Origin of the sequence: Nocardia sienata NBRC 100364 (assembly GCF_001613205.1) — a bacterium.
Lineage (GTDB): Bacteria > Actinomycetota > Actinomycetes > Mycobacteriales > Mycobacteriaceae > Nocardia > Nocardia sienata.
In genome coordinates, this window is the sequence record NZ_BDBX01000042.1 from 1 (window position 1) to 20095 (window position 20095).

18 protein-coding genes are annotated in these 20095 nt (G+C 68.5%); 11 read left to right on the plus strand and 7 right to left on the minus strand.

Annotation, left to right across the window (positions count from 1 at the left end):
- The 3 genes from NS4_RS22160 to NS4_RS22170 form a co-directional block, all read right to left on the minus strand.
- On the minus strand, positions 1 to 1886 hold a 1886-nt coding region (locus NS4_RS22160), incomplete at its 3' end, for a condensation domain-containing protein (protein WP_157106178.1).
- A 350-nt stretch (positions 1887 to 2236) separates the two neighbouring features.
- Positions 2237 to 2995 carry a precorrin-4 C(11)-methyltransferase gene (cobM, locus tag NS4_RS22165; protein WP_063061445.1) on the minus strand — a complete coding sequence of 253 codons (759 nt, stop codon included), beginning with the start codon at positions 2993 to 2995 and terminating at the stop codon, positions 2237 to 2239.
- A gap of 201 nt (positions 2996 to 3196) precedes the next feature.
- On the minus strand, positions 3197 to 3625 hold the full coding sequence (locus NS4_RS22170) for a PPOX class F420-dependent oxidoreductase (protein ID WP_063061446.1): 429 nt from the start codon (positions 3623 to 3625) through the stop codon (positions 3197 to 3199).
- A gap of 152 nt (positions 3626 to 3777) precedes the next feature.
- On the opposite strand from NS4_RS22170, the gene NS4_RS22175 reads away from it, so the two are divergent.
- Together NS4_RS22175 and NS4_RS22180 are read left to right on the plus strand one after the other, a co-directional pair.
- Positions 3778 to 4125 carry a DoxX family protein gene (locus tag NS4_RS22175; RefSeq protein ID WP_063061525.1) on the plus strand — a complete coding sequence of 116 codons (348 nt, stop codon included), beginning with the start codon at positions 3778 to 3780 and terminating at the stop codon, positions 4123 to 4125.
- A 193-nt stretch (positions 4126 to 4318) separates the two neighbouring features.
- Positions 4319 to 5698 carry an MFS transporter gene (locus NS4_RS22180; protein WP_063061447.1) on the plus strand — a complete coding sequence of 460 codons (1380 nt, stop codon included), beginning with the start codon at positions 4319 to 4321 and terminating at the stop codon, positions 5696 to 5698.
- Positions 5699 to 5745: 47 nt separating this feature from the next.
- On the opposite strand, the gene NS4_RS22185 is transcribed toward NS4_RS22180, so the two are convergent.
- Together NS4_RS22185 and NS4_RS22190 are read right to left on the minus strand one after the other, a co-directional pair.
- A complete protein-coding gene (locus NS4_RS22185) occupies positions 5746 to 6528 on the minus strand; it encodes a MerR family transcriptional regulator (RefSeq protein ID WP_063061448.1) in 783 nt (260 codons plus the stop codon).
- Positions 6529 to 6556: 28 nt separating this feature from the next.
- Positions 6557 to 7360, minus strand: coding sequence for an alpha/beta fold hydrolase (locus tag NS4_RS22190; protein ID WP_157106179.1), 804 nt, complete (start codon positions 7358 to 7360; stop codon positions 6557 to 6559).
- 240 nt (positions 7361 to 7600) lie between these two features.
- On the opposite strand from NS4_RS22190, the gene NS4_RS22195 reads away from it, so the two are divergent.
- Positions 7601 to 8254, plus strand: a complete 654-nt coding sequence (locus tag NS4_RS22195; RefSeq protein ID WP_063061526.1) for a Uma2 family endonuclease — start codon at positions 7601 to 7603, stop codon at positions 8252 to 8254.
- A 177-nt stretch (positions 8255 to 8431) separates the two neighbouring features.
- On the opposite strand, the gene NS4_RS22200 is transcribed toward NS4_RS22195, so the two are convergent.
- On the minus strand, positions 8432 to 9037 hold the full coding sequence (locus tag NS4_RS22200) for an SACE_7040 family transcriptional regulator (protein WP_063061450.1): 606 nt from the start codon (positions 9035 to 9037) through the stop codon (positions 8432 to 8434).
- A gap of 94 nt (positions 9038 to 9131) precedes the next feature.
- Between NS4_RS22200 and NS4_RS22205 the strand changes: the two genes are divergently transcribed.
- From NS4_RS22205 to NS4_RS22230, 6 genes are all read left to right on the plus strand, one after another.
- The gene (locus NS4_RS22205; protein ID WP_063061451.1) at positions 9132 to 10751 is read left to right on the plus strand and encodes a carboxyl transferase domain-containing protein; all 1620 of its coding nucleotides are present in this window, start codon (positions 9132 to 9134) and stop codon (positions 10749 to 10751) included.
- A gap of 5 nt (positions 10752 to 10756) precedes the next feature.
- Positions 10757 to 12841 carry an ATP-binding protein gene (locus tag NS4_RS22210; protein WP_063061527.1) on the plus strand — a complete coding sequence of 695 codons (2085 nt, stop codon included), beginning with the start codon at positions 10757 to 10759 and terminating at the stop codon, positions 12839 to 12841.
- A 49-nt stretch (positions 12842 to 12890) separates the two neighbouring features.
- Entirely contained in the window at positions 12891 to 14051 is a 1161-nt protein-coding gene (locus NS4_RS22215) for an acyl-CoA dehydrogenase family protein (RefSeq protein WP_063061452.1), read from the plus strand.
- Positions 14048 to 14578: a MaoC family dehydratase gene (locus tag NS4_RS22220; protein WP_245665620.1), complete on the plus strand. Its 531-nt coding sequence runs from the start codon at positions 14048 to 14050 to the stop codon at positions 14576 to 14578. Before NS4_RS22215 ends, NS4_RS22220 begins: the two co-directional genes overlap by 4 nt.
- 34 nt (positions 14579 to 14612) lie before the next feature.
- Positions 14613 to 15446 carry an HpcH/HpaI aldolase/citrate lyase family protein gene (locus tag NS4_RS22225; RefSeq protein WP_063061453.1) on the plus strand — a complete coding sequence of 278 codons (834 nt, stop codon included), beginning with the start codon at positions 14613 to 14615 and terminating at the stop codon, positions 15444 to 15446.
- Positions 15447 to 15890: 444 nt separating this feature from the next.
- Positions 15891 to 17837, plus strand: coding sequence for an acetoacetate--CoA ligase (locus NS4_RS22230; RefSeq protein WP_063061454.1), 1947 nt, complete (start codon positions 15891 to 15893; stop codon positions 17835 to 17837).
- Positions 17838 to 18039: 202 nt separating this feature from the next.
- Here NS4_RS22230 and NS4_RS22235 read toward each other — a convergent pair whose 3' ends face one another.
- A complete protein-coding gene (locus NS4_RS22235; RefSeq protein ID WP_063061455.1) occupies positions 18040 to 18765 on the minus strand; it encodes a TetR/AcrR family transcriptional regulator in 726 nt (241 codons plus the stop codon).
- A 96-nt stretch (positions 18766 to 18861) separates the two neighbouring features.
- Between NS4_RS22235 and NS4_RS33705 the strand changes: the two genes are divergently transcribed.
- Together NS4_RS33705 and NS4_RS22240 are read left to right on the plus strand one after the other, a co-directional pair.
- Positions 18862 to 18990 (plus strand): hypothetical protein, encoded by a 129-nt coding sequence (locus NS4_RS33705; RefSeq protein WP_281219875.1) that lies wholly within the window; start codon positions 18862 to 18864, stop codon positions 18988 to 18990.
- On the plus strand, positions 18987 to 20090 hold the full coding sequence (locus NS4_RS22240; RefSeq protein ID WP_063061456.1) for an FAD-dependent monooxygenase: 1104 nt from the start codon (positions 18987 to 18989) through the stop codon (positions 20088 to 20090). Before NS4_RS33705 ends, NS4_RS22240 begins: the two co-directional genes overlap by 4 nt.
- The last annotated feature ends 5 nt before the right edge of the window (positions 20091 to 20095 follow it).

Here is a 20095-nt window from a genome sequence, read left to right on the forward strand (position 1 = left end):
CGACCGGTCGAACCCGACGTGAAGATCACGTAGGCGGCATTGCCCGGCCGCAGCGGCGCACGGCGATCCGCATCCGACAGGGATGTATCCGCGTACCCGGACAGATCGACCTCGTCGACCACCACCACCGGACGGTGCGCCGTGTCGAACGCATCCGCGCTGCTCGTCAGGACACACAGCGGCGCGGCGGTATCGAGCACATAGTCGATCCGCTCGGCCGGATGATCCAGATCCAGCGGCACATACGCCCCACCCGCGGTGACGACCGCGTGGATGGCCACCACCAACTCGGCCGACCGGCGCATGGCGATCGCCACCGGCGTCTCCGGGCGCACCCCGGCTTCGATCAGATGGCGCGCGAGCCGATTGACCCGGCCCGCGAATTCGGCATAGGTGAGCGTCCGGTCCCCGGCGACGACGGCGATCGCGTCGGGCGTACGCGCCACCTGTCCGGCGAGCAGGTCGGGCAGGGTGACGTTCGGCACCGCCCGCGCCGAATTGTTCCACTCCACCAGGGTTCGACTGCGTTCGGCCGAGGTGGGCAGGTCCAGCTCCCACACCGCCGTATCGGTTCCGGCGGCGATGAAGCGGTCGAAGAAGTCCAGGAAACGCGTGTGGTGCCGGTCTGCCTCGGCGGTGGTGTAGAGATTGGGATTGAACTCGAAGTCGAGATTCAATCGGGTGCCGCGCATCGACTGATAGAGGTTGACGCTGAGATCGTTGATGATGCCGGTGGTCAGCACCTGCAGGGTGCCGACCGTCTCGCCCAGGACGATCTGGTCGTCGAACAGCATGATGTTGACCAGCGGGCCGAAGGAGGTCGTGGTCGCGCCCGCGTCGCGGCGGATGTCCTCGCTCCGATAGCGCTGGTGGCGCAGGGCCCCGGCCACTTCCAACTGGACCTGCCGCAGCAGGTCCGCGACCGTCGTGTCGTATCCGACGCGCAACCGCAGCGGCACGATATTCGACATCACGCCGGCCGAGCGGCGCATGGCCGCCGTGACCCGCGCGGTGACGGGCAGACTCAGGATCACTTCCTCGGTGCCGTTGCACTGGGCCAGGTAGGCGGCGAACGCGGCCAGCAGTTCCTGGGCCGAGGTGGAATCACGCCGGGCCAGGGCCGCGTCCAGCGATGCCTGCCGGTCATCGGTGAACGCCGCGCGCCGCACTCCCTTGCGTGCGGCCGGCGGAGCTGTCCGGCCGGTGAGGCCGTTGCCCGCTTCGAGTCCGGCGACGCGTTCGGCCCAGTATTCCCTGTCCGCTTCGAAGCGAGCGCTGCCGCGATAGGCGATTTCCTGCTCGTACAGCGTGCCCAGCGTCGCCGCCTTGGCCGGCGCCGGCTCGGTCCCGTTGCGGTAGGCCGTGTAGAGCTCGGCGACCCGGTTCACTGCGGTCATCGCGCCGAGCCCGTCGATCGCGATGTGATGGACGCGCGAGTACCAGTACCAGTGTTCGTCGCCCAGCTGCAGGGCGTAGAAGACGGCCAGCCGATCCCGGGTCAGGTCCAGGGGTCGGCTGTACTCGGTGTGCATCCACTCCTGGGCGGCGGCGGCCGGATCGTCGGCCCCGCGCAGATCGACATAGCCGACCCGCTCGTGGTCGGCGATCGAATAGTCGACCCACTGCAACGGCTCACCGTCACGTTCGACGATCCGCAGGAAGGAGGAGCGCATCTCGAAGGAGGCGGCGACGACGGCCCGGCTCAGGGTGTCGACATCGAGCTCACCGCGCAACTCGGCGTACTGCGCGATATTGATCGGAACCTGCGGGTCCAGGTACTGCGCATACCAGATGCCCAGCTGCGCGGGCGACAGAGGGAACAGGTTCCCGTCCGTGGCTGCTGCGCCACTGTCCGTACCGTTCCCGCCGTTGTCCAGCCGGTCCAACCGTAACCTCGCTTCCGGAACGCACGCGTGCGCTTCCCGTCAACACCCGGATTGCGACGCGCACCGCCGACAGCGCGGCAACCGCGGTTCCAGGCCCACTTCTCATTTGCTCAGGCAGAAATGTCCATCGGAGTTATCCGTTTGTGAAGTCGGAGCCGTTACATCGGGTGCCCCGTACCACCCGGCACACCCGGTGCCCCATGCCACCGTGCTATCGCACCCGGGCGTCGACTCCTGACCACCGACCCAATCTACCGAAGCACGGCCGTGGCACCAACCGCGTTCGGTGACGGTCCCGCCGGTCGAGGGCCAGTTCCCGGCCGCGTCGGCAGAGTCCGGCAGGCGCGCCGCTATCCGCTCAGGTGGCTGCGGTCGCGCGCCGGGTCGTAGAGGTGCGATTGCGCACAATCGATTTCCGGCTCCAGCGCACGCCCGACCAGGATCACCGCCGCCCGGGACAGTCCCACCGCCTCGACCCGGTCCGCGATATCGGCCAGTGTGCCGCGCAACACGATCTGATCCGGCTGGCTCGCACGATAGACCACAGCGACCGGGCAACCCGGCCCGTAGTCTTCGACGAGTTCTCGCGCGAGCTGCCGGATACGGGTGATCGCCAGATGCAGCACCAGCGTGGCCCGCGTGCGCGCGAACCCCGCCAGGGCCTCGGTCTCCGGCATCGCGGTCGACCGGGCCCGCATACGGGTGAGCACCACCGACTGCGCGACCTCGGGGACGGTCAGCTCTGTTCCCAGCAGCGCCGCCGCGGCGGCGTAGGCGGGCACACCCGGGGTGATATCCCACGGCACGCCGGCGGCATCGAGCCGGCGTGTCTGTTCGGTGAGGGCGGAGTAGAGAGACGGATCACCCGAGCACAACCGCGCCACCTCGTGACCCGCCGCTGTGGCGCGCACCATATGCGCCGTGATCTCGTCCAGGTCGAGCCGCTGGGTATCGATGAGTTCGGTGGCCGGCGCGCAGTGACCGAGCACCTCCGGATCCAGATATGTGCCCGGGAACAGGCATACCGGACACTGCCGCAGCAACTCCACCGCGCGCACCGTCAGCAGGTCCGCGGCGCCGGGCCCGGCTCCGATGAAGTGCACCGTCATGCGTGGAGTGTAGGCACCGGCCGGGGCCCGCACTGCCCGGGCCCGCCCGGCGGATGTGATCGCGTCCCACCTGTGCGCCGGCCACCTCCACCGACTCGTCGCCGCCGATCATCCCCGCGCCGTCCACCGGTTCCGCGCACCGCGGCCCCACCGCGTAACCGTCGGAACCCGGGCGGGCCGCGGCCGGTACGACCGCCGCGATCAGCTCCCTACAGCGTCGAAGAACGCGATGACCTTGGTCGGCTGTACCCGGACGAGCAGTTCGCCGGGGACACCGTTGCGACGCCCGAACTCGTCGGCGCGGGCCGTACCCATATAGCGCCCGCCGATCGCGGTCGCCGACCGCAGCAGCTCGGCCGGATCCTCGGACAGGGTGGCCGTGCCCTGGATCTGTACTGCCGCGTAGGGCGGCTCCTCGAGGTCCACCACCATCGCGATCCGGGGATCGCGCTGCAGTGCCTTCCCCTTGGCGGTCTCCTTGCCGGTGTTGAAAACGATCTCGTCGCCGTCGAGCAGGAACCACACCGGCGTCACCAGCGGACGCCCGTCGCTCGCGGTGAACGCCACTTTGGCGGTTCGGGTTCCGTAACTGAGAAATTCACGCACCTTGGGGTCGGAAAGTGAGGCCATACGGCTAAGCCTAGGGCCGCCGGGGCTGTTTACCTCGCCTACAGCCCCGCGGGTCGGGGCCTGGTGCTCCCGGCCGATGTCACACCCGGCCGGCCTGTGTCGTCGACGCAGTGTTCGCCGGGAGTGCACCGGCCGGAGAGAAGAGGTTCGCCATGGACATCGCCTATTACATCGTCGCCACCCTGACCGCCCTGTGGGTCGGGTTCTCGGGCTACTCGCTGTTCGCGAAGAAGCAGTTCGTCGTCGAATCGCTCGAACAGTACGGTGTGCCGCGCTCGTGGTGGAACTGGCTGGCGCTGGCCAAGAGCGCTGGGGCGCTGGGATTGCTCGCCGGTTTCGTCGTACCCGTGCTCGGCGTGGCCGCGGCCATCGGCCTGATCGCCTACTTCCTCGGCGCGACCGCGACCGCGCTGCGGGCGCGCTCGTACCGGACCGCGGTGTTCCCGCTGCTCTACCTGGCTCCGGTCGTCGCCACGCTCGTTCTGCAACTGGCCCGGTGAGGCGATCCGCCGCGACCGCATCCGCCGCGCGACCGTGGCGGCGGGGCGGGTCCCCCTGGTCGGCGGGAGCGCGCTCCCGCCGACCAGGGGGGCCCGCCGCATCAACCCCGCGAAACCGCTGATACCGCGACCGCCGGCAGGCGATACTCCGTGTGGCCCCTCGCCGGGGGCCGGAGCGTGTGAGGAGTCGGCGATGAGTGTGGTGGACAGGGCCGGGAAAGCCGACGGAACCCCGCCGTCGGATCGGTCCGGGTTGCGCCGCGTGGTCGCCGCCTCCATGGCGGGCACCGTGGTCGAATGGTACGAGTTCTTCCTCTACGGCACCGCCGCTACGCTGGTGTTCGGCAAGATCTTCTTCCCGGAGTCCGACAGCGAACTCGACGCGATCCTCAAGGCCTTCCTCACCTATGCCGTGGGTTTCGCCGCCCGCCCGCTCGGCGGGATCGTTTTCGGCCATTTCGGCGACCGCTACGGTCGCAAACGGCTGCTGCAGTTCAGCCTGATCCTGGTGGGGGCCTCGACCTTCCTGATGGGCTGTCTGCCGACCTACGGCCAGATCGGTTACGCGGCCCCGGTGCTGCTGGTAGTACTGCGGTTCCTGCAGGGTTTCGCAGTCGGCGGGGAGTGGGGCGGTGCGGTGCTGCTGGTGGCCGAGCACAGCCCGAACCGGAGTCGCGGTTTCTGGGCGAGCTGGCCGCAGGCGGGCGTGCCGGGCGGGAACCTGCTGGCCACCTTGGTACTGCTGGCACTCACGGCGACCCTGCCCGACGACGCCTTTCTCTCCTGGGGCTGGCGGATCGCGTTCTGGTTGTCGGCGGTGGTCGTACTGATCGGCTACTACGTGCGCACCAAGGTGAGCGACGCGCCGATCTTCACCGCCGCGCGGCGCGAGGCCGAACAGGTGCGGTCCGCGTCGTTCAGCGCCATAGAGGTACTGAAGCGGTACCCCCGCGGCGTGTTCACCGCGATGGGCCTGCGCTTCGGCGAGAACATCATGTACTACCTGGTCGTCACGTTCACCATCACATATCTGAAGGTGCGTGAGGGTATGGCCACCGACGACATCCTGTGGTGGCTGCTCGCCGCCCACGCGGTGCACTTCGCGGCGATTCCGCTGGTCGGCACCCTGGCCGACCGGATCGGCCGGCGACCGGTCTATCTGGCCGGTACCGTCGCGGCCGGCGCCTGGGGTTTCTTCGCCTTCCCGATGATGGATACCGGCAACGGCTGGATCATCACGGCCGCGATAATGCTCGGCCTGATCGCGCACGCCGGGATGTACGCCCCGCAGCCCGCCGTCATGGCGGAGATGTTCCCGACGCGAATGCGGTACTCCGGGGTATCGCTGGGCTACCAGGTGACCTCGATCGTCGCCGGTTCGCTGGCTCCGGTGATCGCTGTGAAACTACTCGAGGTCTTCGATTCGGCGGTGCCTATCGCGTTGTATCTGGCGGGCGCGGCCGCGGTGACCGCCGTGGCGGTGATGGTCGCCCGGGAGACCAAAGGCTTCGATCTGGCCGATATCGATCGGGCCGACGCCGCCCGCGACGCGGCGGCGCGCATCCGGCGCTGAACACCGCCGCAAGTAGCTGCTCTCGGCCTATCGGCGCAGATCAGGACCTAATCAGCGCCCCGTGGTGGGTCCGTGTGCCCGAGCTCGGTCCAGCCTGTCCAGCCTCGCTGTGTCAGTAGTTCGGTCAGGCGACGGGCCGGCGGCCAGGTCTCGAATGCCAGTGTGTCCAGAAGTTCGATCAGGGATGGTTCGATATCGGAGATGTTGAGATAGTGTTCGCCCCGTGTGGCGGCCATTCGCGTGAGGTACGAGGCCATCTTGTCGGCCAATTCGGCAAGGCTCCGGTCATCGGGCCGATCCAGCGCCTCGCCCAACGTCAGATAGAAATCGATGAGCGCAGGGTCGGCCATCTGTTCCCACTTGCGTGCGATCCACTCCGGAACCCGTTCCGGCGCATGCGCGGCCAGCGGGATCCAGCCGTCACGTTCGACGCCGACGATCCGCTCGTCGACGCCGAGAGCCCGCAGCCGGTCGAGAAACTCGACCAACTGCGGAGGTAGCGCCAGATCTTCCCCGGCAGCGAGACAGGCGATCCGGCCGCGCAGCCGCTGCCGCTGCCGGATCTCCGCCTGCAACTGCTCGTCGATATCTGCGAGCGCCGCGGCGAACTCCGCTGCGCCGGCCTGTAACAGCTCCCGCACGCGCGCCAGCGGAACCCCCGCCTCGGCCAGGATACGGATCCGGATCAGCTCGACGACCACGGCGGCGTCGTATCGCCGATAACCGGAGTGGTCCCGCTCCGGCTCCGGCAGCAGCCCTTTCGCGTGGTAGTGCCGCACTGCCCGTACCGTCACCCCGGCGTGCGAGGCCACCTCGCCGATGGTCAGCATCGGAACAGTCTCCTCGGCCCGAGGACGGTCACGAATTCCGCCGGCCGGTTGTACCCCGGATGAGCTGGGCGATCTCCTGGGCGCGGGTGACGATCAGCCCGTGGCCGGCGTCGAGCCACGATACGGAAATGTGCGGCCGATCGCGAACCAGCCGCTCTATACCTGCCCGCCAGTTCTGATTACGCCACGGCGCGCGCCCTTCGCCGCTGTCGCCGGCCATCGAAGTCGACATGATCATGCTGATCGGAGCGTCGATCTTCCGATATAGGCCAAGGATCTCGGAACGCACGACATCCACCTCCAGGTTGAGGTCGAGCGCCTCCGGGGCGGTCAGCAGTAACTGACGCGGGGTACCTTCCAGGCTCCGGGTCCACGCCGCGAGGCCGTCGAACATCGCACGGAACTCCGGCAGATCGGCCTCGGTGACGAATGGTTCGGGCACCGGGTTCGCGCCGTCGATGAGAACCAGCTCGGCAGCGGCGCCGGGATGCTCGCAGGCATAGTGCACGACCAGATCCGCGCCCAGTGAGTGACCCACGAGAACAGGCTGCGAGGGCAGTCCGCGGCGACCCACCTCGGCCAGGACAGCGCGGAAATCGCTGAGGAACGCCTCGAAGGAGTACCGGCCGGCGGCCGAGGAGAGGCCATGCCCCCGCAAGTCGAAGCTCACCACATCGTGATCGCGCCGTAGCAGGTCGGTCAGCTCGTGCAGATCGGCCTGTGTCGTGAGGAGTCCGGGGCACAGGACCAGCGGTCGCCCCCTGCCACCGCGAGACATCGCGATGGTGACATCGCCGTGACGGACCGTGAAGTGCTCGACTTTCGCAGACATGCCGACCATGGTGAAAGGTTCACCCTACGTCAGGGTCAACTGCCGCTGCACCGATGTAGTGCGGTGCTACCCATAACCAGCGAAGCCCCGGGCAGCGTTCCCGTGCGGCGCGCGGGGTTCAGGCGAACAGTTCGTCGAGGGTGGCGGCGGTCAGCACCCGAGCCGTTCGAAGACCAGCGCGTCGAGCCTCGGTCCGAGCAAACTCGCAGGCCAAAGGCGTGCTTGGGCTACTATGGCACCATGTCGCGGCCGGATGTACAGCGCCCCGAACTTCCGGAGTACATGACCTGGGAGGAGCTCGAGAGCCTACCCGAGGAGATTGCCGAACGCATCGAACTCTGGAATGGGCGAGTGGTGTGGTTGCGACGCGGCCCCCATGAGCACCAGGAGTTCACCAACCTGCTCTGGAGCGGACTGCGGCGATCTGCACGTACGGCGATGTCGGCCGACCCCGAGCAATGCTGGCGGGTGAGCACCGAGACCAATGTGTTCTTCGGCCGAACTGGTATGTCGGACTTCGTCACCCCGGACTTCATGGTCTATCGGTGTATGAGCGAACCGTACCGGTATGTGCGCTCCGATCGGGTCGTACTGGTGGGCGAAGTGCTGTCGCCGTCGAATTCGGACGCCGACATGGAATTGAAGAAGGCCCGCTACGCGAAAGCCGGGATTCCTTGGTACTGGGAGGTGACCCTGGCGACCCAGCGCAGCGAAATCGCTCATATCCACGCCTACACGCTCGTACCCGACGTGCGTCCTCCCGAGCCCGGTATCACCGTGCTGCATCGTGCCAACTACATCCTGGCGGGCGCTTGGTCGCCGACCGATACGGGGTCGATCACGATGAACCACCCGTTCCCGATCACTATCCCCTGGTCCGACCTGACCTTCTGATCGGCCGGCCCTGCCCCTACTTGCGTGCCTCGATCATTTCTGCGGTGGTCACAATCGCCTCCTTCGCTCGCGGGCCGAGCCGTTCGAAGACCGGCGCGAGGTTGCTCTCGACGGTTTCGCCAACGGTCGAGATGTAGGTCAGAGCCGGTACGCAACCCGATTTTCAGCACCGCTCACTCAGTCCGGCGGGGGCCCGGTGAGCGCGGCGAGAGCCATCGAGCGCAGCACGGCGCGGCTGCGGTCCCGGGCCGGGCCTGCGCTGTGCGGGGTGGAGTTGAGCAGGCCGAACACCGCGTGGGCCTGTACCCGGGCGGTCTCCTCGGTGAGGCCGGGCGTCATCTCGCACAGCACCGCCACCCACACCTCCACATAGCGGCGCTGGGTACGCCGGATCTCGCGGCGGGCGGGTGGGGGCACATTGTCGAGGTCACGGTCCTGGATGCGGATGAGTTCGGGTTCGCCGAGCGCGAAGTCGAGGTGGAATTCCACCAGCGCGGCCAGCGCCTGCCGGGGGCCCTCCGCGCCGGCGGCGACGGCGCTGCCGCCGTCCAGTAACCGGCGGCTGATCCCCACCAGCAATTCGACCAGCAGCGCCTCCTTGTTCGGGAAGTGCCGGTATACCGCCGGGCCACTGATCCCGACCGCGGCGCCGAGGTCGTCCAGGCGCATACCGAGGTAGCCGCGTTCGGCGATGAGCCGGGCCCCGGCGACGAGCAACTGGCCGCGCCGCTGCTGTTTCAGCAGTTCGCGGCGGGTCGGGGTGGCAGAATCGGCACTGGTCACCCGTACTCCTTTCACCAGCCCTGGACAACTCGGTTAGTCAAGATTAACCTCAATTCCAGTTATCAGCGATTAACTCAGACGTCAGGATGACGCGATGACCCGCACCGCGAGCCCAGCGCCCGCCACCCGGTCCGGTTCCGCCAACCGGACCGCGAATCTCGCCCTGGCCGACCAGTTGCGTCACCGCCTCACCGAGACCGCCCGGGGCGGTCCGGAGAAGGCCCGGCAACGCCATATCGCCCGCGGCAAACTCCTGCCTCGTGACCGCGTGGACCAGCTACTGGATCCCGGTAGCCCGTTCCTGGAACTGTCTCCGCTGGCCGCCGACGGTATGTACGGCGGCGCCTGCCCCGGCGCCGGCATCATCACCGGGATCGGGCGGGTCTCCGGCCGGGAATGCGTGATCGTGGCCAACGACGCCACGGTCAAGGGCGGCACCTACTACCCGATCACGGTGAAGAAGCATCTGCGCGCCCAGGAAGTGGCGCTGCACAACAACCTGCCGTGTGTGTACCTGGTCGACTCCGGGGGCGCCTACCTGCCCGAACAGGACGAAGTGTTCCCCGACCGCGAACATTTCGGCCGCATCTTCTATAACCAGGCCACCATGAGCGCCCGCGGTATCGCCCAGATCGCCGCGGTCATGGGGTCGTGCACCGCCGGCGGGGCCTACGTTCCGGCCATGAGCGACGAAGCGGTGATCGTGCGCGATCAGGGCACGATCTTCCTGGGCGGCCCACCGCTGGTGAAGGCAGCCACCGGTGAAGTGGTGACCGCGGAGGAACTGGGTGGCGGCGCCCTGCATTCCCGGACCTCCGGGGTCACCGATCATCTCGCCGACGACGACCGCGATGCCCTGCGTACGGTCCGCCGGATCGTGGCGACCCTGGGCCCGCGCCCGCAACCGGCCTGGGAGGTGCGGCCCGCCCGCGAACCCGCCGCCCCGGCCGACGAGCTCTACGACATCGTGCCCGCCGACCTGCGCACCCCTTACGACGTGCGCGAGGTGATCGCCCGCATCGTCGACGCGGACGAGTCCGGTGCCGCCGGGTTCGGTGAGTTCAAGGCCGAGTACGGCACCACACTGGTCACCGGTTTCGCCCATATCCACGGCCATCCGGTGGGCATCGTGGCCAACAACGGCGTGCTGTTCAGCGAATCCGCCATGAAGGGCGCCCACTTCATCGAACTGTGTGACAAACGCGCGATCCCGCTGCTGTTCCTGCAGAACATCACCGGTTTCATGGTCGGCCGCGACTACGAGGCCGGCGGTATCGCCAAACACGGCGCGAAGATGGTGACCGCCGTGGCGTGCGCGCGGGTCCCCAAACTGACCGTTGTGATCGGCGGGTCCTACGGCGCCGGCAACTACTCGATGTGCGGGCGCGCCTATTCGCCACGGTTCCTGTGGATGTGGCCCAATGCCCGGATCTCGGTGATGGGTGGGGAGCAGGCGGCGTCGGTACTGGCCACGGTGCGCGGTGACCAGCTCGACGGCAACGGGCAGCCGTGGAGTGAAGCCGACCAGGAGGCGTTCAAGGAACCGATCCGCCAACAGTACGAAGAGCAGGGCAATCCCTATTATTCGACGGCCCGGCTCTGGGACGACGGCGTCATCGACCCCGCCGATACCCGCACCGTGCTCGGGCTGGCGCTCTCGGTGTGCGCGCAGGCGCCGCTGGAGCCGGTCTCCTACGGCGTCTTCCGGATGTGATCACCATGCTGAACTCCAATCACCCCCTGCCCTTCGACACGGTGCTGGTGGCCAACCGCGGCGAGATCGCGGTGCGGGTCATCCGGACGCTGCGGGCCATGGGCCTGCGCTCGGTCGCGGTCTACAGCGACGCCGACGCGCGGGCCGCGCATGTCCGGGCCGCGGATATCGCGGTGCGGCTGGGTCCGGCCGCCGCCCGGGACAGCTATCTGAACATCGACCGCATCGTCTACGCCGCCCGCCGCACCGGCGCCGGCGCGGTGCATCCCGGCTACGGATTCCTTTCCGAGAATGCCGCTTTCGCCGCCGCGCTGCACGCCGCCGGAATCGTGTTCCTGGGCCCGCCCGCCACGGCGATCGAGATCATGGGCGACAAGATCACCGCGAAGACCACGGTCGCCGCGTCCGGTGTTCCGGTGGTGCCCGGGATCGCCGAACCCGGGCTGACCGACGAGCAGCTCGTCGCGGCGGCCGCCGATATCGGTTTCCCGGTGCTGGTCAAACCGTCCGCGGGCGGTGGCGGCAAGGGGATGCGCCGCGTCGACGAGCCCGCCGCGCTGCCCGCCGCGCTGGTCAGCGCCCGGCGCGAGGCCGCCGCGGCGTTCGGCGACGACGCCCTGTTCCTGGAGCGGTTCGTCACCCGGCCCCGCCATATCGAGGTGCAGATCCTGGCCGACACCCACGGCACTGTGCTGCATCTCGGCGAACGCGAATGCAGCCTGCAACGCCGGCACCAGAAGGTGATCGAGGAAGCGCCCTCACCCCTGCTCGACCCGGCCACCCGTGCCCGGATCGGCGCCGCCGCCTGTGCCACCGCGCGCAGTGTCGACTATGTGGGCGCGGGCACGGTGGAGTTCATCGTCTCGGCCGACCGGCCCGACGAATTCTTCTTCATGGAGATGAACACCCGCCTGCAGGTGGAGCATCCGGTCACCGAGATGATCACCGGTTTCGACCTGGTGGAATGCCAGGTCCAGATCGCGGCGGGGCAGCGGATCCGGCTGGAACAGGACGATATCCGGCTGCACGGCCATGCCGTCGAGGCCCGCGTGTACGCCGAGGATCCGGCCCGCGATTTCCTGCCCACCGGCGGCACCGTGCTGGATCTGGCGGAACCCGGCGGCCCGGGGGTCCGGGTCGATTCCGGGCTCGCCGTCGGCACGGTGGTGGGCAGCGATTACGACCCGATGCTCGCCAAGGTCGTCGCGCACGGTCCCGACCGGGAGTCGGCGCTGGCCACCCTGGACCGGGCACTCGCCGAGACGGTGCTGCTCGGGGTCCGGTCCAATATCGACTTCCTGCGGTTCCTGCTGGCCGACCCGGATGTGGCGGCGGGCCGGCTGGACACCGCGCTGCTGGACCGGCGGGCCGGTGACTTCCACGCGCCGCCGGTGACCGACGATATCTTCGCGGCTGCGGCCGTGTACCGGTGGCTGCGCCGCTGGCCGACGGGTCCGGCGGACCCGTGGGATCGTCCGGACGGCTGGCGGCTCGGAGCACAGGCACCGATCCGGATCCGGCTGGCGGGCGGAGACCGGGTGGTGCACGTCGACCTCACCGGTACCCCGGAGGCCGCCGCGGTGCGGATCGAAGACGGCGAGCCCGCGCAGGCCGCCGCCGCGCTCGGCCGAGACGAGGCCGCCGCCGGACTGCCCGGCGGAACAGTGGTTTACCCGGTGACCCTCACGCTCGACGGGATACGCCGCGACTACCGGGTGGCGGAATCCGGGGACGCGATCTGGGTCGCCGGCGCGTCCGGGCCGGCCCTGCTTCGGGAACTGGCCGAGGAGTCGGTGCGCGCGGGCGACGCCGTCGCGCACGACGCCGAGATCCGCAGTCCCATGCCGGGAACGGTGCTCACCGTGACGGCGGAGACCGGGAAACCGGTGGCCGCCGGCGATCCGGTTCTGGTGGTCGAAGCCATGAAGATGGAGCATTCGCTGACCGCGCCGCTGGCCGGCACCGTCGAGATACTCGTCGCGGCGGGCGCGCCGGTGCGGTTGGACGAAGTGCTCGCGCGGGTGCATCCCGAACCCGCCCCCGCGGCCGGTGAACCGGCCGATACCGAAACCGAACCCGCCGCGAACTGATCCGGCCCGGGAACCGGCGAATCCACACCGAGAACGAGAAGAGGCACAGGTGACCGATTTCCTGTCCACCGGCACGCTGCCCGAGCACTACCGCGACCTGGCACTGACCGTCCGGGATTTCGCGAACCAGGTGGTCGCCCCCGTGGCGGCGAAACACGATGCCGAGCACAGTTTCCCGTACGAAGTCGTCGCCGGGATGGCGAAGATGGGCTTGTTCGGCTTGCCGTTCCCGGAGGAGTACGGCGGGATGGGCGGTGACTATTTCGCCCTCTGCCTGGCCCTCGAGGAACTCGGCAAGATCGACCAGAGCGTCGCCATCACCCTGGAGGCCGGGGTGTCGCTCGGCGCCATGCCGATCTACCGCTTCGGCGACGAGAAACAGAAGCAGGAGTGGCTGCCGCGGCTGGCGAGCGGGCAGAATCTCGGCGCGTTCGGGCTCACCGAGCCGGGCGCGGGCAGCGACGCCGGCGGCACCCGCACCACCGCGGTCGAAGACGGCGACAGCTGGGTGATCAACGGCAGCAAACAGTTCATCACCAACTCCGGTACCGATATCACCGCCCTGGTGACGGTGACGGCGGTGACCGGGCAGACCGGGGGCAAGAAGGAGATCTCCACCATCCTGGTGCCCGCGGACACTCCCGGGTTCACCGCCGAACCCGCCTACAACAAGGTCGGCTGGAACGCCTCGGACACTCATCCGCTCACCTTCGACGAGGTCCGGGTACCCAAGGAGAACCTGCTCGGCGAACGCGGTCGCGGCTACGCCAACTTCCTGCGCATCCTCGACGAGGGCCGGATCGCCATCGCCGCACTGTCGGTCGGAGCGGCCCAGGGTTGTGTGGACGAATGTGTTCGCTACGCCGGGGAGCGCGAAGCGTTCGGGAAGACGATCGGGAGCAACCAGGCGATCGCGTTCAAGATCGCCCGGATGGAGGCGCGCGCCCATTCCGCCCGCACCGCCTATTACGACGCCGCCGCGCTCATGCTGGCCGGGAAACCGTTCAAGAAGCAGGCCTCCATCGCCAAACTGGTGGCCAGTGAAGCGGCCATGGACAACGCGCGCGATGCCACCCAGATCTTCGGCGGCTACGGGTTCATGAACGAATACCCGGTGGCCCGGCACTACCGGGACAGCAAGATCCTCGAAATCGGCGAGGGCACCACGGAAGTACAACTCATGCTGATCGGACGGGAGCTCGGCCTGTGAGCGGCGAAAAGATCACCAAGGACGTCGATCACGACGTATCCGGCCTGAAACGGGTGGTGCAAACCGGTCTGTGGTTCGAGGAGCTGGAGACCGGAGTGCTCTACGAGCACCGTCCCGGCCGCACCATGACCGAAACCGACAACGTCCTGTTCAGCACCCTCACGATGAACACGCAGGGCTTGCACATCGACAAAGCCTTCAGTGATGCCCAGGAGCCGTTCCATGAGCGGCTGGTGAACTCCCTGTTCACCCTGGGCACCATGATCGGGCAGGCGGTGGCGCATCTGACCCAGGGCACCACGGTCGCCAACCTCGGCTTCGAAGAGGTCAAGTTCCCGGCCCCGCTCTTCCACGGTGACACCGTCTACACCGAGACCGTCGTGCTCGACAAGCGGGAATCGAAGAGTCGGCCGGGTCAGGGCGTGGTCACCTTCCGCCACGTCGCCCGCAATCAGCACGGCGCCGTGGTCGGGGTGGCCGTCCGCAACGCGCTGATCCGCTTGCGCCCGTCGGAAGAGCGGCCGTGAGCGCCGGCGCGAACACCTCGAGGAGGTACCGGCAGTGACCGATCCATACAGCGCGGATGCCACCTGGCAATCCGCGGGCCCGGCCTGGCTGTTCTGCCCCGCGGACCGCCCCGAGCGCTACCGTAAGGCCGCCGACGCCGCCGATGTGGTGATCCTGGACCTGGAGGACGGTGTGGCGCCGGCCGACAAACCCGCCGCCCGTACCGCGCTCGTGGAAACCCCTCTCGACCCCGCGACCACCGTGGTGCGGGTGAACCCGGCCGGTACCCCCGACCACGACCTCGATCTGGAGGCCCTGCGGCGCACCGGATACCGGATGGTCATGCTGCCGAAAACCGAATCCGCGCAGCAGGTCACCGGCCTCGGCGAATACCTGGTCTTCGCCCTGATCGAATCCCCTGCGGGCGTCCTGGCGATCCAGGAGATCGCCGCCGCGCCCAATACCCGCGGCGTGATGTGCGGCGTGGAGGACCTGGTAGCCGCCATGGGCGGTACCGGCACCCGCCGCCCCGACGGCAGCTACCGCGATGTGGCACGGCACCTGCGCAGCACCGGTCTACTGGCCGCCAAGGCACATCGGCGCCTGGCGCTGGACATGGTCTACCTGAATATCCGCGACCTCGACGGCCTGCGCGCCGAGGCGGAGGACGCGGTGGCGGTGGGCTTCGATATCAAGGTCGCCATCCATCCCGCCCAGCTCCCGGACATCCGCGCCGCCTATGCCCCGTCGCCCGAGGAACTGGACTGGGCCCGCGGCGTATTGGCCGCGGCCCCGAACCACCGCGGAGTCTTCGCCTACGAAGGCAAAATGGTGGACGCACCCCTACTCCGTCACGCCGAACAACTCCTCCAGCGCAGCCCAGAATGAAATGTGCGGTCGACAGTCCAGAGACCGGCGACCATTGAGCACTTACAGTGAAGTGAACCTCCCCACGCTGGTCGAGGCGCACGACAGCACGCACCTTCCGTCTCCTCCAGATGGTCTACCTCCACGGTCGGGGCCCGCCCCCGATTCTGGACCGACGGAGCGAAGGAGCGCAGCGACTGAGCGTGTGCAGTCGACAGTCCAGAGATCGGCGACCATTGAGCACTTACAGTGAAGTGAACCTCCCCAGGCCGGTCGAGGCGCACGACAGCACGCACCTTCCGTCTCCTCCAGATGGTCTACCTCCACGGTCGGGGCCCGCCCCCGATTCTGGACCGACGGAGCGAGGGAGCGCAGCGACTGAGCGGAGGAGGGAAGAATCGGGGTCACAGGGCCCCGACCCGCGCGCCGAAGGCGCGCAAATATACACAGAAGGGTCCTTTGCCGGTGGAACCTCAGTGGGTACCGACCGAACGCGATATCGCCGACGCCCGGGTCACCGATTTCGCCCGTTTCGTCGCCGCGCGTACCGGTGCGGAACTGCCCGATTACCACGCGCTCTGGCGCTGGTCGGTGGACAATCTGGCCGAATTCTGGCTGGCGGTGTGGGAGTACTTCGAGCTCGGACCCATCGCCGGTGAGGTCCTGCCCTGCCCGGAGATGCCCGGGGCGCGCTGGTTTCCCGGCACGACCCTGAACTACGTGGATCGGGTGGTCGCGCAGGCGCGGACCGACCGGCCGGCGATACTGCAGGTCACCGAGGGCAGCGCGGACGTGGTGGCGACTTCGTGGGCGGAGTTGGCGGCCGCGGTGGCCGCGTTCGCCCGTACCCTGCGCGGGCTCGGTGTCCGGCCCGGCGACCGGGTGGTCGGCTATCTGCCGAATATCACCGAAACGGTGGTGGCGTTCCTGGGTACCGCGGCCGTGGGCGCGGTGTGGAGCGCCTGCGGGCAGGATTATTCGGCCAAGGCCGCGCTGGATCGGCTGGGTCAGTTGGAGCCCGTGGTCCTGGTGACCGCGGACGGGTACCGCTACGGCGGGAAGACCCACGACAAGAGCGTGGATATCGCCGCGTTGCGGGCCGGCCTGGAGACCGTACGCGCCACCGTGGTGGTGTCGCGGCTGGGTGTCGAAATTCCGGACAGCACCCCGTGGTCGGCCGCGGCCGACCCGTCCGGCGGTGAACCACTCCCGGAAACCGAAACCGTCGATTTCGCGCATCCGCTGTGGATCGTGTTCTCCTCCGGCACCACCGGACTGCCCAAAGGCATCGTGCACGGTCACGGCGGGGTGCTGCTCGAACACCTCAAAGCTGTTGCCCTGCAATCGAATATCGGGCCCGAGGATACCTTCTTCTGGTACACCAGCCCGAGCTGGATGATGTGGAACTTCCAGGTCGCCGGGTTGCTGGCCGGGGCGACCATCGTCTGCTACGACGGCAGCCCGGCCCATCCCCGGCCGGATACGCTGTGGGAGATCACCGCCCGCACCCGCGCCACCGTGCTGGGCACCAGTCCCGGTTATGTGCTGGGCTGTATGAAGGCGGGCGCGATACCACGCACCGATCACGATCTGTCCGCCCTGCGGCTGATCGGTATCACCGGTTCGTCCCTGCCGCCGGCGTCGGCGTTGTGGCTGCGCGACAACGCCGGGAATGTTCCGGTGGCCTCGATCAGCGGTGGCACCGATGTGGTCTCGGCGTTCGCCGGAGGGGCGCCCACGGTACCGGTCTGGCCGGGTGAACTCTCCGCGCCCTACCTTGGGGTCGCCCTCGACGCCTACGACGAGGTCGGGCAATCGGTGCGTGGCGAGGTGGGCGAGCTGGTGATCACCGCCCCCATGCCGTCCATGCCGATCTATTTCTGGCGCGATCCCGACGGCGCCCGCTACCACGACGCCTATTTCGACGCCTACCCCGGCGTGTGGCGGCACGGCGACTGGATCACCCTGACCGGCCGCGGCAGTGTGGTCGTGCACGGCCGCTCCGATTCCACCCTCAACCGGCACGGTATCCGGATGGGCAGCGCCGATATCTATCAAGCGGTCGAGCGGCTTCCCGAGGTCGCCGAAGCGCTGGTCATCGGCGCCGAACAACCCGACGGCGGATACTGGATGCCATTGTTCGTGGTCCTGGCTCCCGGCGCCGAACTCACCGACGAACTGCGCGGCCGCATCAACGAGGTGATCCGTACCGAGGTCTCGCCGCGGCACGTCCCCGACGAGATCCTCCGCGCCCCGGCGGTCCCGCACACGCGTACCGGCAAGAAGCTCGAGGTGCCGATCAAACGTCTGTTCCAGGGCGCCGACCCGGCCCGCGTGGTGGAGCGCAGCGCCGTCGACGACCCGGCCCTGCTCGACTGGTACTCGGGTATCCGCCCACCGGCACAGCGCTGACCGGCCGGCGCCGCAGCGTCCGGTACGCCGGATCCGATACCACCGCCACCATGCCGGTCTGCTGCACACCTCCGGGAAGTCGGCTGTTGCCGCGCACGCGCTGGGCCGGCCTTGCCCGGGCCGTGTCGGACGGCAGCCGAGCGGCCCGGGGCGAATGCCGGCCGGGGTCATAGGCCGGTCCGGGAACCGGGATGGGCGATGCTCAGGTCCTCGGCTGGTCGGTGGAGGCCAGGCCGAGGATGCCGGTGAGGTCGTGGAGGCATTCTTCGTAGACCGGTTCGAGGTCGGAGTAGGCGAAGTCGAGCTGGTGCAGGACTTCCATGCACAGCAGGCCGTACAGCCGGATCCAGCAGGACAGGAAGACGTGCGCGGCCGCGGGCGGCAGCTGTTCGCCGATGGTGGCCGAGTAGGCGTTCAGCTGCTCGCGTAGGGACTCGGGCAGGTCGGCCGTATCGGGCACCGGGAACGGGCGCGTCTGCCAGAGCTCGACGGTCAGGTCCAGGAGCACCCGTTCGAACCGCTGTCCGGCCCGATGACGTGCGGATTCCGGTTGCCGGTTCGCCGGGGTTATCGGCGCGGCGAAGATCCAGCCGAACTCGGCCGGGTGGGTGATGGCCCAGGCGCGCATGGCGCGGCAGGCCGCCAGTATGCGCTCGCCCACCGGGGCGTCCGCGCGCGCGTCTCGGGCCTGTTCCATAGCGGCGGCGAGCTCGTCGAAGAAATCCGCTGTTACCGCGCCGACCAGGGCATCGAGGCCGGCGTAGTAGTGATAGAGAGCCGGGCCGCTCATCCCGACCTGCCGGGCCACCGCGTTGACGGTCACCGCGGCGGGGCCCTGTTCGACCAGCAGGGTGCGTACTGCCTCGTGGATCTCCTTCAAAGTGGCGTTGCGTAGCCGCGCGCGCCTGCCGCCCGTCTGTGTCGACATCCTCGCCTTTCTGCCGGTTCGCCACACTCATTGACATATTAGAGCATCTATGTTGTCTTAATGTCTCTAAATATTCTAGAGTATCTAGGAGTTGGCATGAAACGTTGGTGGTGGGCGCTCCCCGCGGTGGCGCTGTTCACAGCGGCGGTGTGGTGGCGGCAGTCCAGATCCGCTCGGATGCGCGCCGGTATCGGCCTGGTCCGCGAGCACGGGGGCCGGCGATGAAGGCGCTCGTGGTGGGCGGCGGTATCGGCGGGCTGGCGGCTGCGGCGGCGTTCCACCGGGTCGGCTGGCAGGTCGAGGTACTCGAACGCGCGCGGGAGATCACCGAAATCGGCGCGGGATTGTCGATCCAACCCAACGGGCTGCGCGCCCTGGACACGCTGGGCCTGGGCGATCTCCTGCGCACCGGCGGTAAGGCGGGTCCGCCGCGGGGTATCCGGCGCGCCGACGGTACCTGGTTGATCCGCAACGACATCGCAGCACTCGAACGACGCTTCGGCCCGTGGGCGATCATTCACCGGGCCGCACTGGTGGACATCCTGCGCGGGGCGCTTCCCACGCAAGCTCTGCGACCGGGAGTCACCGTGCGGCAAGTACTACCCGACGGCACAGTCCACTACGACGGCGGCACCGCCACCGCGGATCTCGTGATCGGCGCCGACGGCGTGCACAGCGTGACCCGATGCGCACTCTGGCCGCATGCCGCCGGCCCACGTTACGTGGGATACACCACCTGGCGCCTGCTCATCGCACCCCACCCTGTCGAGGGCAGCGTCGAAATATGGGGCAGGGGGGAACGAGTCGGCTATGTTCCGATGCCCGACGGCCGTATCTACTGCTATCTGATGGCCAACGCCCCGGCCGGATCCCGTGCCGGACTGGACCGGCTTCGCGAGCGGTTCGCGCGCTGGCACGACCCGGTTCCGGCACTACTCGATGCCGCACACCCGGATGCCGTCCTGCAGCACGACACCTACGAGCTACCGAATCTCCGCACCTACGTCCACGGAAAAGTCGCGATTCTGGGAGACGCCGCGCACGCCATGGCCCCCAACCTCGGGCAGGGCGCCTGCCAGGCACTGGAGGACGCCGTCACGCTCGCCGCGGCCGTGGACACCCACGGCGTCGACAAGGGACTGGCGGAATACGACCGCCTCCGCAGACCCCGCACCCAGATGATCGCCCGGCTCTCCCGCCAGGTCGGCGCCCCCGCGCACTGGGACTCACCACTGGCAACCGCGCTCCGCGACACCGCGCTCCCCCTCCTGCCCAGCGCCCTGTTCGGCCGTTCGATAACCCCCGCCTACTCCTGGGCACTCTGACCTGC

Coding starts and splice junctions, on each gene's coding strand:
- NS4_RS22180 (WP_063061447.1), top strand. CDS start 4,319: ATGAGTGTGGTGGACAGGGCCGGGAAAGCCGACGGAACCCCGCCGTCG.
- NS4_RS22170 (WP_063061446.1), bottom strand. CDS start 3,625: ATGGCCTCACTTTCCGACCCCAAGGTGCGTGAATTTCTCAGTTACGGA.
- NS4_RS22205 (WP_063061451.1), top strand. CDS start 9,132: ATGACCCGCACCGCGAGCCCAGCGCCCGCCACCCGGTCCGGTTCCGCC.
- NS4_RS22175 (WP_063061525.1), top strand. CDS start 3,778: ATGGACATCGCCTATTACATCGTCGCCACCCTGACCGCCCTGTGGGTC.
- NS4_RS22190 (WP_157106179.1), bottom strand. CDS start 7,360: ATGTCTGCGAAAGTCGAGCACTTCACGGTCCGTCACGGCGATGTCACC.
- NS4_RS22195 (WP_063061526.1), top strand. CDS start 7,601: ATGTCGCGGCCGGATGTACAGCGCCCCGAACTTCCGGAGTACATGACC.
- NS4_RS33705 (WP_281219875.1), top strand. CDS start 18,862: ATGAAACGTTGGTGGTGGGCGCTCCCCGCGGTGGCGCTGTTCACAGCG.
- NS4_RS22235 (WP_063061455.1), bottom strand. CDS start 18,765: ATGTCGACACAGACGGGCGGCAGGCGCGCGCGGCTACGCAACGCCACT.
- NS4_RS22210 (WP_063061527.1), top strand. CDS start 10,757: ATGCTGAACTCCAATCACCCCCTGCCCTTCGACACGGTGCTGGTGGCC.
- NS4_RS22185 (WP_063061448.1), bottom strand. CDS start 6,528: ATGCTGACCATCGGCGAGGTGGCCTCGCACGCCGGGGTGACGGTACGG.
- cobM (WP_063061445.1), bottom strand. CDS start 2,995: ATGACGGTGCACTTCATCGGAGCCGGGCCCGGCGCCGCGGACCTGCTG.
- NS4_RS22240 (WP_063061456.1), top strand. CDS start 18,987: ATGAAGGCGCTCGTGGTGGGCGGCGGTATCGGCGGGCTGGCGGCTGCG.